The organism is Mycobacterium sp. (genome assembly GCF_025965855.1).
Lineage (GTDB): Bacteria > Actinomycetota > Actinomycetes > Mycobacteriales > Mycobacteriaceae > Mycobacterium.
Window position 1 is genome coordinate 1 of the sequence record NZ_JAOPWB010000055.1, and the last position, 14,760, is coordinate 14,760.

Sequence of the window (14,760 nt, forward strand, 5' to 3'; positions counted from 1 at the left end):
AACCACGATTTCATGGTGACCTACTCGCTGCTCGCCGCCAACCAGGTCATGAGCCTGATCTTCGACGGCGTCTTCGACCGGTTCCCGACGCTGCGCATCGTGTTCGTCGAGCACGCGTTCACCTGGATCCTGCCGCTGATGTGGCGCATGGACGCGATCTACGATGCCCGCAAGTCGCGGATGGACATCAAGCGCAAGCCATCGGAGTACGTCAAGGACCACATCAAGTTCACCACCCAGCCGCTGGACTACCCGGAAGACAAAACCGAGTTGACGCGCGCATTGGAGTGGATGGAGTGCGACAAGATCCTGCTCTTCTCCTCCGACTACCCGCACTGGACATTCGACGACCCGCGCTGGTTGGTCAAGCACCTGCCCAAGGCGGCACGGGACGCGGTGATGTACAAGAACGGGATCGCGACCTATCACCTCCCGGAGACCGTGCCGGTCCTCGAGGGTCAGACCCGGGTGTTCTGAGTTGGCGTCCGAAAAAGAAGGGGCAACCACCAGGCGGCCCCAGCCCCGCCTCGCTCAGGGCCGCGAGCATGTCGTGGCGACGGTGGACGAAATCCCGCCTGGCAGCCACAAACTGGTGCCGATAGGGCGGCACGGCGTCGGGGTCTACAACGTCTGCGGTACCTTCTACGCGATCGCGAATTACTGCCCCCATCAAGGCGGTCCGCTGTGCTCGGGGCGCGTCCGCGGACGCACCATGGTCGACGAGACCGCCGCCGGCGACGCGGTCATGGTGCGGGATCTGGAGTACATCTACTGCCCCTGGCATCAATGGGGTTTCGAGCTGGCGACCGGCACAACCGCGGTCAAGCCGGAGTGGAGCATTCGCACCTATCCGGTGCGAGTCGTGGGCAATGACGTTCTGGTGATGGCGTGACGCGACGGGAGCATCTGTGTCGACTATCGAGGTGAATGGCGGAAACGTTGTCTACGAAATCCTCGGTGACACAGGCGATCTCATTGCCCTGACACCTGGCGGCCGGTTCAGCAAGGAAATCCCGGGCCTGCGTCCGCTGGCCGAGGCACTGGTGGCCGGCGGCTATCGGGTGCTGCTATGGGACCGGCCCAATTGCGGCGCCTCCGATGTGCAGTTCTACGGCCAAAGCGAGTCGCACATGCGTGCCGAGACGCTGCACAAGCTGGTGACAGGGCTGGGCTTCGAACGCTGCATCCTCGCCGGAGGATCCGGCGGTGCGCGGGACTCCATGCTGACCACGATGCTTTACCCCGAGATGGTCACCAAACTCGTGGTGTGGAACATCGTCGGCGGCATCTACGGCACGTTCGTGCTGGGTTCCTTCTACATCGTCCCAAGCATTCTCGCGGTGCGAGGTACCGGAATGGACGGCGTGGTGAAGGTGCAAGAATGGCGCGACCGCATTGAGGAGAACCCCGCCAATAAGCAGCGGTTCCTCGACTTCGGCAAGGACGAGTTCCTCACGGTGATGATGCGCTGGCTCAACGCCTTTGTGTCCAAGCCAGGCCAGACCATCCCCGGCGTCCCGGACGAGATGTTCGACCGAATCCAGGTCCCCACGTTGATCATCCGCGGCGGCGAGAACGACTTGGATCACCCCAAGCGGACGTCGCTGGAAGTCAGCTGCCTGATCAAAGGATCGAAGCTCATCGATCCGCCCTGGCCCGAGGATGCGTGGGAGCGCGCCTCCGAGGACCGTGCGGCGGGCCGGGTGCAGCACTTCAACATGTTTGACACCTGGGTGCAGGCCGCGCCCGCGATCCTCCAATTCTTGGGCTCGTAGTGGTGCTAAACCGTGCGAATGTGAACCTCGCAGTTGAGCGACGCCTCGAGGGCGGTGTGGATCCGGCTTTCCGGAACGCGATCCAGGTCGGCTTCGCGCAGGGTCACGTAGACGATGTCGAAGCCGTCATCGCCGGGCGACCGGACAATCTCGCCGGTGAGCCCGAAGGCCGAGAGCACACCGTGCGCGTCGTCGTCGGTTCCCCGGCTGATGAACGTTACGACGCCGGCCACCGGTGTGACGTTAAAAGCGCCAAAAGCCCTGCCGCACAGATCAACTCCGATGCGCTTGACGGTGCCGCCATCGTCACCGGCGATGAGCATCTCCACCTCGCGGCGCCCGGCCGGCATGGCCGCCAGATTGTTTTCGGCCACGTCGGCGCCCAGCTCGCCGGCAAGCTCGAGGAGGGCGGTCATGCCCTGTCCTAGCTGTGCCGCCGTGAGCACACCGGAAGGATCCACGTTGACGCGCACTACCGCGGTTCGCATGTGCGACAGACTAACCGCGACGATGGAGAGCTAGCCGATGGAAATCAGCGCCGCGCCGGCTATCACCGTCACCACCTGGCCCGGCTGCCCGTCACGGCTGCTGGGCGAGCAACCCGGCCATGCGAGGGAAAACTACCCGGCCTACCTCGAACTCGGCGGCTATCGTCGCCTCGCCGACCCCGACGAACTGCTCGCCGAAGTGGAACGCAGCGGGCTGCAGGGCCGGGGCGGCGCGGCCTTTCCGATGGCGGTGAAGCTGCGCGCCGTGCGCGACAACGGGCGCCTGGCCGGTGGTTCGGTTGTCGTCGCCAACGGAGAGGAGGGCGAGCCGGCCTCGATTAAGGACCGATGGCTGCTGCGGCACCGGCCGCACCTGGTCCTCGACGGGCTGCGGCTGGCCGCGGCGATGGTGGCCGCCGACCGCGCCTACGTCTACATGTCCGACACGGAATCGGCCCGCAGCGTGGAAGCCGCGCTCACGGAACATGCGTTCGGCGACATCATGATCGAGCTGATCACCGTCGCCTCGGGATACATCGCCGGCGAGGAGACCGCGGTCACCCGCGCGATCAACGGCGGACCGGTCAAGCCGACGGACAAGCCGCCGCGGCCCTTCCAGAAGGGTGTCGGCGGTCGGCCCACCCTGGTGAGCAATGTGGAGACCCTGGCCAACCTGCCCTACCTGCAGCGGCACGGCGCGGCGGAGTTCCGCTCGCTGGGCACGCCATCCTCGCCAGGCACCTTCCTGATGACGCTGACCGGCGGCGGCCGGCCACCCGGCGTCTACGAGGTCCCGCACGGCCTGCCGTTCCGCGACCTGCTTGCCCTGCACGGTGTTTCGCCCGAACGCGTGCAAGGCGCGCTGCTGGGTGGCTATTTCGCCGGGCTGCTCAACGGGAGCGTGCTGGAGGCCACGTTGGATCACGAGACGTTCCGGGGCCTCGGCAGCGGCCTGGGCTGCGGAGCGATCGCGGTGATCGCCGACGACTGTCCGGTGGCGGTCGCCGCGTCGGTGCTGGCGTACTTCGATCGCGAGAACGCCGGCCAATGCGGTTCGTGCTTCAACGGCACCGCGGCGATGGCCGCCGTCGCCGGGGCGCTCCGCGATGGTGCCGCCACCTCCGAGGACCTGGCCCGGCTGCGCCGCTGGTCGGTGATGCTGCGCGGCCGCGGAGCCTGCGCCACGCTGGACGCCGCGACCAACGTGGCGGGAAGCCTGCTCGACCAGTTTCCGCAGGCGGTGGCCCAACATCTCGACAGCACCTGTGAACCGTGCCGCGCCAACGTGTTTCGCGCCGTGCGACCCTACGAGGTGGAGGCGGTGATATGCGCGTGAGCGAGGGCATGAGGATCCACCTCGACCGCACCCTCTGCGACGGCTTCGGGATCTGCGCCAAGCACGCGCCCGGGTACTTCTCGCTCGACGACTGGGGATACGCGTGTGTGATCGGGGACGGCACCGTCGCCCCGGCCGACCGGGACGCGGTCATGCGCGCCCTGATGGACTGCCCTGTGCACGCCATCATGGAAATGGACGAGCGCCGACCGGATGACGTGCCACCACAGCCGAGCTCCGACGATGATCCGGCCGCGCACGTCAAGACCGAGGCGAACGAAGCCGAGTGGGGTTTCATCCGTTGACCGGACGCCTGGTTATGGCCGTGTCGAAAGCATAAGCTGAAGCAATTCAAAGTTGGGATGGTCCCTTTGGGAGGCCTGCCATGAGGTGGTTTGGTCGTCGTCTGGCCGCCCTTATCGCGGTCGCGTTCGTGTCAATGGCGGCTGCGGTCGCGATGCCGGGAGTCAGCTCGGCGGAATGCGGCTCCAACATGTCGTGGAATCCGGTGACCGGGGTGTGCAACCTGCCACCGGCGCCGCCAGCGTGGTACACACCTCCGCCGCCATATGCGCCATTATTCGCGCCGCCGGATGTGCCGCCGCCCCCACCAAAGCCGTGGTGGGCACCGCAGGCCCCGGTGTGGAGTAACGGCTTTCAACATTGGGGCGTTGTCATAGGCACCCTTTGGGTGCCGATCTGACGGCGAGACATCTCGCGGAGTTCTCCTGTCGCGTACTGATCGCATACCTCGGTGATACGTTCGACGATCTCGCCGAGATCAGCACTTACGCGGAGGCTGTGCATCGGCTGACCGACGTCGGAGCGGTCGTCACCCACGTGGGGAGCGGAACCTCACGAGAAGGCTTCGACGCCGAATGGCGATTAATCAACATGGTCACACTCGACGGCGACCTGATTAGCCGCTCCGAAACATTCGACGAGGCAGACCTCGACGCCGCGGTCGCAAGATTCGACGAGCTCAGCCCGCCCCTACCGGAGGATGACCCTTCGCGGCCACGTGCGGCCGATGCACCCTAGATCGTGCCTGCTCGGCAGTGATAACGTAATTCTCCGATTCGTATAACGGGCCTACCAAGGTCTTTAGCCCGCCGTCCTCCCGGAGGTGACGTGTCAGCAGCACCGGGACGACCGCTGCCCCTGATCACGGACGAAAACGAGTTTTTCTGGACTTCGGGTGCCGACGGCACGTTGCGGCTACAGGAATGTAGGGCCTGCGAATCGCTCATCCATCCACCGGCGCCGGTATGCCGCTACTGCCGCTCGCGCGACATGGGAGTGCGGGCCGTCTCCGGCAATGCGGTACTCGCCGGGTTCACCATCAACCATCGGTTCAGCGTGCCCGGGCTGCCGGCGCCGTACGTGGTCGCGCAAGTGGCGATCGCGGAAGACCCCCGGGTGCGGCTGACCACCAACATCGTGGAATGCGAACCCGACCAGCTCGAGCTCGGTCAACGGGTGGAGGTCGTCTTCGAGCAGTTCGAGGACGTCTGGCTGCCGCTGTTCCGGCCGATTTTGGATAGCGAGCCCGCTCCCCTGCCGGCCGACGAGATCGCACCGGAGCGCTTCGGGGAACACGTCCGGCCGATGCTGACGGCGGAGAAGTTCGAAGACAAGGTCGCGCTCACCGGGATCGGCATGTCGCCGATCGGGCGCCGGTTGATGCAGCCGCCGCTGGCCCTGACGGTGCAGGCGTGCGAGGCGGCGATCGCCGATGCCGGGCTGACGTTCGCCGACATCGACGGCCTGTCAACGTATCCCGGCGGCGGCAACCTCGGCGGCTTCGGCGAGGGCGGGGTCACGGCGCTGGAGGCGGCGTTGGGGATCCGGCCGACGTGGCACAACGGCGGGATCGAAACGTTCGGCCCGGGCGGATCGGTGATCGCCGCGATGCTCGCGGTCGCGTGCGGGCTGGCCCGCCACGTGCTGTGCTTCCGGACGCTGTGGGAAGCCACCTTCAATGAGCTGATGAAGCAGGGCAAGATCACCCCGTCGATGGGCCGCAGTGCCGGCTGGCTGATGCCGTTCGGCGCCACGTCGGCCGCCCACACGCTCGCGATGAACGCGCAGCGGCACTTCCACCGTTACGGCACAACGAAGGAGACGCTGGGTTGGATCGCCTTGAACCAGCGCGCCAACGCCGAACTCAACCCGACCGCGGTGTATCGGACCGCGATGACGATGGACGACTACCTCGGTGCGCGGCCCATCACCACGCCGTTCGGGCTGTATGACTGCGACGTGCCGTGCGACGCCGCGATCGCCGTCATCGTCTCCGCCGCCGACGCCGCCCGTGACCTGGCCAAGCCGCCCGTTCTGGTGGAGGCGGTGGGCACGCAGATCATCGAGCGAATCGACTGGGACCAAAGCACTCTCACCCACGAGCCGCAGGTGCTGGGGCAGGCCGCGCACGTGTGGACGCGCACCTCGCTGCGACCCGCCGACGTCGACGTCGCCGAGCTGTACGACGGGTTCACCATGAACTGCCTGTCCTGGATCGAGGCGCTGGGTTTCTGCGGAATCGGTGAGGCCAAGGAATTTCTCGACGGCGGCAAGAACATCGCCCGCGACGGCCTGCTGCCGCTCAACACGCACGGTGGCCAACTGTCGCACGGCCGCACCCACGGCATGGGCCTGCTGCACGAAGCGGTCAGCCAGCTGCGCGGGGAGGCCGGCGACCGGCAGGTCGCCGGCGCCCGCGTCGGCGTGGTCAGCAGCGGTGGCCTCACCCCCAGCGGCGTCCTCCTGCTACGGGCGGACGCATGACCCCGGTCCGCCCCCGGCTGGTAGTCGTTGACGGCGTGCCGATGTCGGCGTTGGTCGCCGAGGCCGTCGATAGCGAAGGCCCCCGGGACCCTCGAGCCGTGATCGTGGCCATCCACGGCGGAGGCACCACCGCCGTCTATTTCGACTGCCCGGGCCACCCGTCCTTCTCCTTGCTACGGACCGGCGCCGCCGCGGGTTTCACCGTGGTGGCGCTCGACCGGCCCGGCTACGGGAGCTCCGCCCCCTACCCGGAGGCGATGGCCCGGCCCGAACAACGCGTCAACCTCGCCTACGGGGCGGTGGATCGCATCCTCGGGCAGGGGCCCCGCGGCGCCGGATTGTTCGTGATGGGCCATTCGGGCGGGTGCGAGCTGACGATGCGGATGGCCGCCGACGAGCGCGGCGCCGATCTGCTGGGCATCGAACTGGCCGGCACCGGCCGGCACTATCACCCCGCGGCCCGGGAAATCCTGAAGACGGCGACGCGGGAACGCCGGCCGGCGGGTCTGCGGGAACTGTTGTGGCACCCGGAGCGGCTGTATCCGCCGGAGGTCCTCACCGGGGTCACCGTTTCCCCGACGGCCCCGTCCTACGAGGACCAGATGGTGTCGGATTGGGCCCGCCAAACCTTCCCGGCGCTCGCCCCCGCCGTTCGCGTCCCGGTGCATTTCAGCATCGCCGAGTACGAAAGGGTCTGGCAGACCGATGATTCGGCGTTAGCCGAGATCACAGCCCTGTTCTCCGGCGCGCCGCGGTTCACCGTACACCGGCAACCGGAGGCGGGACACAACATCAGCCTCGCCCACACCGCGGCGGACTATCACGCGAAGGTTCTCTCGTTCGCCGAAGAATGCGTGGCCGCGCGCACGAACCCCGTTGACACAGAAGACGATCGGGAGGCCGGATGAAAGTCGGATTCATCGGACTCGGCAGCCAGGGCGGCCCCATTGCGCGCCGGATCGTCGAGGGCGGCTACGAGACGACGCTGTGGGCGCGCCGGCCCGCGACGCTCGAGCCGTTCGCCGATACCCCGGCCAAGGTCGCCGAGTCGCCGGCCGAGCTCGCCGCGGCCAGCGATCTGGTCTGCCTATGCGTCGTCGGCGACGCCGACATCGAGGAAATCACCGGCGGCGACGGCGGGCTGCTGGCGGCGATGACACCGGGCGCCATTATCGCGATACACAGCACCGTCCACCCCAAAACCTGCCGCGACCTCGCGAAAAAGGCTGGAGCCCGGGGTATTTCGGTCATCGATGCGCCGGTCAGCGGCGGCGGTCCCGCGGCGGCGGATGGGCGTCTGCTGGTGATGGCCGGTGGCGACGCCGACGTCGTCGAGCGCTGCCGTCCGGTCTTCGAAACCTACGCCGACCCCGTCGTTCACCTGGGCGAGCTGGGGTCCGGGCAAACCACCAAACTGCTCAACAACCTGCTGTTCACCGCCAATCTGGGCACGGCGGCCACCGCCCTGTCGCTGGCCGATGCGCTGGGCGTCTCCCCGGATCGGCTCGTCGAAGTCGTCTCCCGCGGCAGCGGAAACAGCTTCGCGCTCAACACTCTTGGCGGGATCGGCGGCCTGGAACGCCTGGCCGGCCTGGCGGGAACGTTGCTGCAGAAGGATGTGCGGTTGATCGCCGAACTCGCCGAGGGGGCAGCGGCCCACCCCGGCGCCGTGCTCGATGCGGCCGACGCCACGCTGACGCTGATGGGCAACCCCCGGTGAAAGTCGGGTTCATCGGCGCGGGCCGGATGGGACGCCCGATGGTGGCCCGTCTCGTCGGAGCCGGCCACGACGTGCGGGTCCTGGGCCGGACGGACGAAAGTCGCCGCGACCTCGAGCAGCTGGGCGCCCACGCGGTGGGCGATGTGGCCGAGCTCGGTGCATGGCCCGACATCGTGGTGATCTGCGTGTTCACCGACGAACAGGTGCGGCAGGTCTGCCTGGACGGCCCCCTGCTGCCCACGATGCGGCCGGGTTCCACGCTCGTGGTGCACACCACTGCGAGCCCGAAAACGATCGAGGACGTCGCCGCCCGCGCCGGCGATGTCGACGTGGTCGATGCGCCGGTCAGCGGCGGACCGCGGGACATCGCGGCCGGCACGCTGACGCTGTTCGTGGGCGGCGCCGACGACACCGTGGAACGGGTGCGAACGGTGCTGGGCTGCTACGGCGATCCGGTCCTGCATGTCGGGCCGATCAGCGTCGGCCAAAAGGTCAAGCTGGTCAACAACGCCCTGTTCGCCGGTCATATCGGGCTGCTCGCGGAGTCGATCCGGCTGGGCGAGCGCTTGGGCGTACCGGAAACGACCCTGCTTGGCGCATTGCCACATGGCAGCGCAACCAGCCGGGTGCTGGACATCGTCGCCGCCAGGGGTTCCCTGATGTCGTTCGTCGAGGTAGCCGGCGGATTCGTCGGCAAAGACGTGGCCGTCGTCCGCGCCATCGCCGCGGAACTCGGTAGCGACCTGGGTGCCCTCGACGACGTCATCGAGACCATCGACGTCGTTACGAATACAGCCGGGAGCGTCTGAGATGGGAGCGTTTTGGTCTTTTCGCCCCATCACGAAACCGCTACCGTTAGCGTTACAGTCAGGCAATCCGCTGTAACGGTTTCAGCCAGCCGATGAGGAGCATGCAGTGACCAAGCCGAAGGTCGTCTTCGATCCGTTCTCCGAAGAGTTCTTCAACAATCCGTTCGAGATATATCGACGGATGCGCGAGGACGCGCCGCTGTATTACGACGAGAAAGAGGACTTCTATGCGCTGACCCGCCACGACGACGTGGCCGCCGGGTTCAAGGACTTCGAGACGTATTCCTCGGCGCGCGGCTGCGACCTCGGGATGGTGCGGCGCGGCATATCCCCCGAGCAGAAGTCGATCATCTTCATGGACCCACCCGAGCACCGCCACATGCGAAGCCTGCTCAACAAGGCGTTCACCCCGCGAGCCATTCAATCGCAGGTCGAGACGATCATCGAAGTGATCGAGAAGTACCTGGGCGCCGCCGACTCCGACAACTTCGACGTCGTGCAGGACTTCTCCGGGCCGTTCCCGGTGGAAGTCATCACCCGAATGGCCGGGGTGCCGGAAGAATATCGTCAGCAGGTGCGCCACTGGATCGACACCAGCCTGCATCACGAACCCGGCCAGATCGAGATCAGCGAAGTCGGGATGCAGGCCAATATCGATACCGCGATGTACTACTTCGGCCTGGTGCAGCAGCGACGCGAAAATCCGCAGGACGACATGATCAGCAGGCTCATCGCGGCCGAAATTCCTGGCGAAGACGGTCAGCTGCGCAAGCTCGACGACATCGAAATCACCGGCTTCGCCACGCTTTTGGGCGGAGCGGGCGCCGAGACCGTCACCAAGTTGCTCGGAAATGCGGCGGTGATCTTCGCCCGACACCCCGACCAGTGGCAGATGCTGCTCGATGATCGCAGCAAGGTCCCGGGAGCGGTGGAAGAGCTATTGCGCTACGAAGGGCCGGTCCAATACAACGTTCGCTACACCCTCAAGGAGGCACACGTCAGTGGTGGCGTGATTCCCGCGGGCAAACCGGTTTTCCTCTGCGGCGCCGCGGCGAACCGCGATCCGGAAGCCTTCACCGACGCCGAAACATTCAACATCGAGCGCGACCATACCGAGGCGCAACACCTCGGTCTCGGATACGGCATCCACAGCTGCCTTGGTGCGGCGCTGGCCCGCCTAGAAAGCAGGATCGCGTTGGAGAGGCTCCTCGACTTCATGCCGCGCTACGAGGTGGACTGGGCGGGTTGCAAACGGGTGAACATGCAAAACGTCGCCGGCTGGAAGAATGTACCCGTGAAGGTGCTTCGGTAAGGGGATGGCGATGAAGATCGAAGTCGACTGGGGGCTTTGTGAAAGCAACGGCGTCTGCATGGGCATCAATCCCGAGGTCTTCCACCTCGGCGACGACGACATGCTGACCGTGTTGCAAGAAGGAGTCACCCCGGCGATCGAATCGGACGTGCGCGAGGCCGTTCGTCAATGCCCCCGGCAGGCGATCTCGATCAAGGAGTAGCGGCCGCGGATATCTCGAACCCGGCGACGATGACCGCGTTGCAGTCGGCCGCCGCTTGGCGCAGCCTCGCCGCCTTTTGATACCCCTCGGACTCGTACCAAGCCCGGGCCGCATCCACCGATTCGAATTCCAGCACGACGGTCTGGTCGCCGTGCCAGGTGCCCTCGATGACCTTGGGAGCGGTGTCCACCGCCAGAACGTTGACGCCACCCATCGCCGCTCCCGCGGCTCGCCCGTACGCCTTCATCCCCTCGGGATCCTTGATGGCCTCGGTCAGGATGACATATCCTTTCGGCCCCTTAGCCACTCGAATCTCCTTACCTGCGTGCGTGTCCGATTAGATGTTGCTGATCGCCTGCTCGGGGCAGCATTCGATGGCGTCCCGGGTGACCGCCTCGAATTCCGTTGGAACCTCGGATGTTATCGCTTCGGCGTAACCGTCGTCGGTCAGGCTGAACACTTCGGGACACAGCGTCGTGCACACGCCGTGACCGCGACAGCGTTGGTCGTCGACCGAAACTCTCATGCCGGTGTGAACTCCAGGTGCAGTTCCGTCAGGCCGCGCAGGATATAGGTCGGAACATATTGGTAGCGGCGGTCATTCGCCGGACCGTGGACGCGCTCATTGATCCTGATGTCGGACGTCCGGTCGAGCAGCCGTTCGATCGCCACCCGGGTTTCGGCTCGCGCCAGCGGGGCGCCCGGGCAGCTGTGGATCCCCCGCCCGAACGAGATGTGCTGTCGGGCGTTTTTGCGGCCCGGATCGAACGTGGTGGGGTCCTCGAACCGGCGCGGATCCCGGTTGGCGGCCGCCTGCACAATCATCACGGTGGTGCCCGCCGGCAGGTCGACGCCGCCCACATTGACGGGGACCCGGTTCATCCGGAAGTCCCCCTTGACCGGGCTCTCGTGGCGAAGCGACTCTTCGATGAAGTTGGGGATCAGGCTGCGGTCCTTGCGCAACTGCGCCTGGATGTCCGGGCGCTCCCCGAGTGTCTGCAATGCGGCGCCAAGCAGCCGCACGGTGGTCTCCTGGCCCGCCGAGAAGACGTTGCTGGCCACGCGGGCCACGTCTTCGACGTCGGGAATGCAGCCGTCGGGGAAGGTGGCGGTCGCGAGACCGGTCAGCACGTCGTCGCGGGGCTCACGACGGCGGTCCCGGACGTAGTCGGAGAAAAGACCGTAGAGGAATTCGAGCGGACTGTGCGCCAGTGCTTCCTTGCCGGTGCCCCCGACGCCGCCGCCCGAGTGGTGGCGGATGCCCTTGATGAACTTGTCGCGATCTTCGATGGGCACGCCCAGCAGGTCGGCGATGACCAGCAGCGTGAACGGTCCGGCAAAGCCCTTGATGAATTCGCCGTGCCCTGGCGCCAGGAACTCATCGATTGCCTGGTCGGCGAGCACCCACATGGCGTCCTCGTTCTCCTTGAGGCGCTTCGGGGTGATCAGCCGCATCAGCAGGGAGCGGTGGTTGGTGTGGGTCGGCGGATCCAGCGTGGGCAGCTGGTCGCTGAACGGCAGCTCGTCGCGGTGTTGCTCGATCAGCTCGGTGATGTCAGCGTCGCCCAGACCCTCCAAGGGCACCGGAAAGCCGGGAAACGGGCCCGTCACCGAGATGCACGAGGACCACGTTTCGGCGTCGTTCAGCACCGCGCAGGCTTCGTCCCAGCCGGTCACCATGGTGACGCCGTGGTGGGATTCGCGAGTGACCGGGCATTGCTGCCGGAGAGCGTCGTAGTAGGGGTACGGGTCCGCGACGAGCTGTTGATCGCGGAAGAAATCCATGTTGGTGAAGTCGTTCACCGTGTTGCTCCGTTCGAATCTCAACGGTGAGAATGAGCCTCTCAGAGATGAGCATTACATTTCCACACGGCCCAGCCGTCGTCAAACGACGGGTCCACCCTGGCGGCTTCGAAGTAGGCGACGACTAGCCGCCGGGAACCAGGTCGGCGGCGACCGACGGCCACGCCACCAGCCCGCTTCGGAAGCGTTCGATGTAACCGATCGAGCCGTGCGGCGCCTCCCGGGCATCCAACGCCGCCGCAAGCGCCTGGCCCTTGAAGATCTTCGCCGCCATGCTCAGCCGGTGTTGTACCAGGCCAACGCTGTCGTCCAGCTCGGCCGGCCAGCTCTGCCCCCACAGCGTGACCTCCGTGACGCCATGATCGAGGGCTTGCAGCACGCCCTGCCGCACTCGCGAGTCGCATTCGAACATGTCCGCCGCGGCCGCCAGCGCCTGGGGGCGCGGCCGCGATTCCACCGCGGCCAGGGCGGCCTCGAGGTCGAGCGTCTGGGCGCCGAGGATCTGCAGCGGCCGAACGTCGGGGCAGTCGGCCACGTCGGTCAGCAGCACGGTGACGTCCCATCCCGCCATCGAGCGGTCGAAGAGCCAGCCTCCGGCGAACCTCACCACGTCGACGACGCTGCTGGCGACGACGTCGAGCCGGTACCTCATCTCGTCTCGCCCGCCTTCGGCGGCGCGAAGTCCCGTGCCAGCGCCTCCGTGTACTGCTTGAACGCGTCGGTCAGCGGAATCGAAGGGTTGAGCAACCATATTGTCTCCATTCCGTGGACGAAGGCGAGTATTTCTATTGCCTTGACGGCGGGGTCCATATCGATGCGATACCGGCCGTCTGCCTGACCGAGCCGGATGAGCTCGGCGACGATCTCGATCGCTTCCCGCTGTCGGTCCAGCATGCGGTCGTGCAGCGGGGCGTCGGGGAGGATGTTTTCGACCAGCAGCACGGTGAACGTGCCCACCATTTCGGGCGCACGACTGAAGCGATCCGCGACCCGGGCGATCTCGGCGAGGAGATCGCCGGCCCGGTCGGCATGGGAGTCGTCATCCAGGTCGCGCGCGTCCAGCACGGCGTGCAGCAGCTGCTCCTTGGATTCGAAGTGATGCAGCAGGCCCGCTGGGGTGACCCCGGCTTCGCCGGCGATCTGGGCGAGCGTGGTATTGCGCCAGCCATTGCGCGTGAGCAGGCGTTGTGCGACGTCGAGAATCCGCTGCTTGCGGTCCTCGCCTTTGGCGAGCAGCGTGTCGTATCGCCGTGCGACGGGCAACGGACTCCTCATAACCGACTACTCGGGAACGAAACCAACCTAGTGAATACACGGTAGGTTGGTTTGGTCGCTGTGACAAGGGTCGCGTTCCAAAGCCGCTTTTGCGCGCGGCGTTACGAAACGAGCTCGACCAGGGTGGCGTTGGCGGTGCCGCCGCCCTCGCACATCGTCTGCAGCCCGTATCGAATCCCGTTATCGCGCATGTGGTGGGCCATGCGCGTCATCAGCACGGCGCCGGACGCTCCCAGCGGATGTCCCAGCGCGATGGCGCCGCCCAGCGGATTCAGGCGACTCGGGTCCGCTCCCGTTTCCGCGAGCCACGCCAGCGGGACCGGCGCGAACGCCTCGTTGACCTCGAAGACACCCACGTCCGGCAGCGCGACGCCGGCCTTGGTGAGCACCTTCTCGGTCGCCGGGATCGGTCCGGTGAGCATGAGCACCGGATCCGCCCCCGTGACGGCGCCGGCCCGGTAGCGCACCAGCGGCGTCAAACCCAACTCGACCGCAAGCGCCGACGTGGTCACCAGCAGCGCGGCCGCCCCGTCGGAGATCTGCGAGGAATTGCCCGCGTGGATCACGCCGTCGTCGACGAAAGCCGGCTTGAGCGCGGCCAGCTTCTCAACGGTGCTACCGCGGCGCACCCCCTCGTCGGCCACAACGGTGCCGTCGTCGGTGAACACCGGAACGATCTGGTCGGTGAAGGCCCCGTTATCTTGGGCGGTGGCCGCCCGCTCGTGTGACTGGACCGAGTACTCGTCCAACCGGCCGCGGGAGAACCCCCACTTCTTGGCGATCATCTCCGCCGACAGGCCCTGATTGAACGAGAAATCGTCATACCGCTCAAGGACTTTCGGACCGTAGGGCATCCCCGTTGCCCGGGCCGCACCCAGCGGAACGCGGCTCATCACCTCCACACCGCCGGCCACGACGACATCCTGCTGACCTGACATCACCGCCTGCACGGCGAAGTCGAGCGCCTGCTGGCTGGAACCGCATGCCCGGTTGACCGTGGTGCCGGGGATGGTTTCCGGCCAGCCGGCGGCCAGTACCGCGTAGCGCCCGATGTTGCTGGACTGGTCGCCGACCTGGGACACGCATCCCCAGATCACGTCGTCGACGATCTCCGGGCCCACGCCGGCGCGTTCCAGCACCTCGTTGAGGACGACCGCGGACAGGTCTGCGGCATGCATGCCGGACAACCCTCCGTTGCGCTTCCCTACTGCGGTCCGTACCGCCTCGACGATGACTGTCTCACGCATGCATGT

The 14,760-nt window shown here is 66.6% G+C and carries 20 protein-coding genes; 13 read left to right on the forward strand and 7 right to left on the reverse strand.

Annotation, left to right across the window (positions count from 1 at the left end; genetic code table 11):
* The 3 genes from JWP83_RS03885 to JWP83_RS03895 form a co-directional block, all read left to right on the forward strand.
* Nucleotides 1-477 (forward strand): amidohydrolase family protein (locus JWP83_RS03885; protein WP_297726055.1); only part of this gene is annotated, 477 nt, incomplete at its 5' end.
* Nucleotide 478: 1 nt separating this feature from the next.
* Nucleotides 479-892, forward strand: coding sequence for a Rieske 2Fe-2S domain-containing protein (locus tag JWP83_RS03890; RefSeq protein ID WP_297726057.1), 414 nt, complete (start codon nucleotides 479-481; stop codon nucleotides 890-892).
* A gap of 16 nt (nucleotides 893-908) precedes the next feature.
* On the forward strand, nucleotides 909-1,775 hold the full coding sequence (locus JWP83_RS03895) for an alpha/beta hydrolase (RefSeq protein ID WP_297726060.1): 867 nt from the start codon (nucleotides 909-911) through the stop codon (nucleotides 1,773-1,775).
* A gap of 5 nt (nucleotides 1,776-1,780) precedes the next feature.
* On the opposite strand, the gene JWP83_RS03900 is transcribed toward JWP83_RS03895, so the two are convergent.
* A complete protein-coding gene (locus JWP83_RS03900) occupies nucleotides 1,781-2,263 on the reverse strand; it encodes a hypothetical protein (RefSeq protein WP_297726063.1) in 483 nt (160 codons plus the stop codon).
* Between the two features lie 37 nt (nucleotides 2,264-2,300).
* Between JWP83_RS03900 and JWP83_RS03905 the strand changes: the two genes are divergently transcribed.
* The 10 genes from JWP83_RS03905 to JWP83_RS03950 all read left to right on the forward strand — a co-directional run bounded on the left by JWP83_RS03905 (nucleotide 2,301) and on the right by JWP83_RS03950 (nucleotide 10,429).
* On the forward strand, nucleotides 2,301-3,599 hold the full coding sequence (locus JWP83_RS03905) for an NADH-ubiquinone oxidoreductase-F iron-sulfur binding region domain-containing protein (RefSeq protein WP_297726066.1): 1,299 nt from the start codon (nucleotides 2,301-2,303) through the stop codon (nucleotides 3,597-3,599).
* An 8-nt stretch (nucleotides 3,600-3,607) separates the two neighbouring features.
* Nucleotides 3,608-3,904 (forward strand): ferredoxin, encoded by a 297-nt coding sequence (locus JWP83_RS03910; protein WP_297726145.1) that lies wholly within the window; start codon nucleotides 3,608-3,610, stop codon nucleotides 3,902-3,904.
* A gap of 80 nt (nucleotides 3,905-3,984) precedes the next feature.
* Nucleotides 3,985-4,302, forward strand: coding sequence for a hypothetical protein (locus JWP83_RS03915; protein ID WP_297726069.1), 318 nt, complete (start codon nucleotides 3,985-3,987; stop codon nucleotides 4,300-4,302).
* Nucleotides 4,287-4,640 carry a hypothetical protein gene (locus JWP83_RS03920; RefSeq protein ID WP_297726072.1) on the forward strand — a complete coding sequence of 118 codons (354 nt, stop codon included), beginning with the start codon at nucleotides 4,287-4,289 and terminating at the stop codon, nucleotides 4,638-4,640. The genes JWP83_RS03915 and JWP83_RS03920 overlap by 16 nt, the downstream gene beginning before the upstream one ends.
* 90 nt (nucleotides 4,641-4,730) lie before the next feature.
* The gene (locus JWP83_RS03925; protein WP_297726074.1) at nucleotides 4,731-6,386 is read left to right on the forward strand and encodes an OB-fold domain-containing protein; all 1,656 of its coding nucleotides are present in this window, start codon (nucleotides 4,731-4,733) and stop codon (nucleotides 6,384-6,386) included.
* On the forward strand, nucleotides 6,383-7,294 hold the full coding sequence (locus JWP83_RS03930) for an alpha/beta hydrolase (protein ID WP_297726077.1): 912 nt from the start codon (nucleotides 6,383-6,385) through the stop codon (nucleotides 7,292-7,294). Before JWP83_RS03925 ends, JWP83_RS03930 begins: the two co-directional genes overlap by 4 nt.
* A complete protein-coding gene (locus JWP83_RS03935; RefSeq protein WP_297726080.1) occupies nucleotides 7,291-8,106 on the forward strand; it encodes an NAD(P)-dependent oxidoreductase in 816 nt (271 codons plus the stop codon). Before JWP83_RS03930 ends, JWP83_RS03935 begins: the two co-directional genes overlap by 4 nt.
* The gene (locus JWP83_RS03940) at nucleotides 8,103-8,915 is read left to right on the forward strand and encodes an NAD(P)-dependent oxidoreductase (protein WP_297726082.1); all 813 of its coding nucleotides are present in this window, start codon (nucleotides 8,103-8,105) and stop codon (nucleotides 8,913-8,915) included. Before JWP83_RS03935 ends, JWP83_RS03940 begins: the two co-directional genes overlap by 4 nt.
* Before the next feature lie 106 nt (nucleotides 8,916-9,021).
* The gene (locus tag JWP83_RS03945; protein WP_297726089.1) at nucleotides 9,022-10,227 is read left to right on the forward strand and encodes a cytochrome P450; all 1,206 of its coding nucleotides are present in this window, start codon (nucleotides 9,022-9,024) and stop codon (nucleotides 10,225-10,227) included.
* A gap of 4 nt (nucleotides 10,228-10,231) precedes the next feature.
* On the forward strand, nucleotides 10,232-10,429 hold the full coding sequence (locus tag JWP83_RS03950; protein ID WP_297726091.1) for a ferredoxin: 198 nt from the start codon (nucleotides 10,232-10,234) through the stop codon (nucleotides 10,427-10,429).
* Here the strand turns inward: JWP83_RS03950 and JWP83_RS03955 are convergent.
* The 6 genes from JWP83_RS03955 to JWP83_RS03980 all read right to left on the reverse strand — a co-directional run bounded on the left by JWP83_RS03955 (nucleotide 10,419) and on the right by JWP83_RS03980 (nucleotide 14,754).
* Complete coding sequence (locus tag JWP83_RS03955; protein ID WP_297726093.1) at nucleotides 10,419-10,736, reverse strand: DUF1330 domain-containing protein; 318 nt, start codon at nucleotides 10,734-10,736, stop codon at nucleotides 10,419-10,421. The genes JWP83_RS03950 and JWP83_RS03955 overlap by 11 nt on opposite strands.
* 30 nt (nucleotides 10,737-10,766) lie before the next feature.
* A complete protein-coding gene (locus JWP83_RS03960; RefSeq protein ID WP_297726095.1) occupies nucleotides 10,767-10,955 on the reverse strand; it encodes a ferredoxin in 189 nt (62 codons plus the stop codon).
* Nucleotides 10,952-12,214 carry a cytochrome P450 gene (locus JWP83_RS03965; RefSeq protein ID WP_297726148.1) on the reverse strand — a complete coding sequence of 421 codons (1,263 nt, stop codon included), beginning with the start codon at nucleotides 12,212-12,214 and terminating at the stop codon, nucleotides 10,952-10,954. The genes JWP83_RS03960 and JWP83_RS03965 overlap by 4 nt, the downstream gene beginning before the upstream one ends.
* A 142-nt stretch (nucleotides 12,215-12,356) precedes the next feature.
* Nucleotides 12,357-12,884, reverse strand: coding sequence for a hypothetical protein (locus JWP83_RS03970; protein ID WP_297726097.1), 528 nt, complete (start codon nucleotides 12,882-12,884; stop codon nucleotides 12,357-12,359).
* Complete coding sequence (locus tag JWP83_RS03975) at nucleotides 12,881-13,495, reverse strand: TetR/AcrR family transcriptional regulator (RefSeq protein WP_297726151.1); 615 nt, start codon at nucleotides 13,493-13,495, stop codon at nucleotides 12,881-12,883. The genes JWP83_RS03970 and JWP83_RS03975 overlap by 4 nt, the downstream gene beginning before the upstream one ends.
* Nucleotides 13,496-13,608: 113 nt before the next feature.
* On the reverse strand, nucleotides 13,609-14,754 hold the full coding sequence (locus tag JWP83_RS03980) for a thiolase family protein (RefSeq protein ID WP_297726098.1): 1,146 nt from the start codon (nucleotides 14,752-14,754) through the stop codon (nucleotides 13,609-13,611).
* Nucleotides 14,755-14,760: the final 6 nt, after the last annotated feature.

Coding starts and splice junctions, on each gene's coding strand:
- JWP83_RS03930 (WP_297726077.1), top strand. CDS start 6,383: ATGACCCCGGTCCGCCCCCGGCTGGTAGTCGTTGACGGCGTGCCGATG.
- JWP83_RS03900 (WP_297726063.1), bottom strand. CDS start 2,263: ATGCGAACCGCGGTAGTGCGCGTCAACGTGGATCCTTCCGGTGTGCTC.
- JWP83_RS03980 (WP_297726098.1), bottom strand. CDS start 14,754: ATGCGTGAGACAGTCATCGTCGAGGCGGTACGGACCGCAGTAGGGAAG.
- JWP83_RS03935 (WP_297726080.1), top strand. CDS start 7,291: ATGAAAGTCGGATTCATCGGACTCGGCAGCCAGGGCGGCCCCATTGCG.
- JWP83_RS03905 (WP_297726066.1), top strand. CDS start 2,301: ATGGAAATCAGCGCCGCGCCGGCTATCACCGTCACCACCTGGCCCGGC.
- JWP83_RS03910 (WP_297726145.1), top strand. CDS start 3,608: ATGAGGATCCACCTCGACCGCACCCTCTGCGACGGCTTCGGGATCTGC.
- JWP83_RS03915 (WP_297726069.1), top strand. CDS start 3,985: ATGAGGTGGTTTGGTCGTCGTCTGGCCGCCCTTATCGCGGTCGCGTTC.
- JWP83_RS03970 (WP_297726097.1), bottom strand. CDS start 12,884: ATGAGGTACCGGCTCGACGTCGTCGCCAGCAGCGTCGTCGACGTGGTG.
- JWP83_RS03950 (WP_297726091.1), top strand. CDS start 10,232: ATGGCGATGAAGATCGAAGTCGACTGGGGGCTTTGTGAAAGCAACGGC.
- JWP83_RS03965 (WP_297726148.1), bottom strand. CDS start 12,214: ATGGATTTCTTCCGCGATCAACAGCTCGTCGCGGACCCGTACCCCTAC.
- JWP83_RS03960 (WP_297726095.1), bottom strand. CDS start 10,955: ATGAGAGTTTCGGTCGACGACCAACGCTGTCGCGGTCACGGCGTGTGC.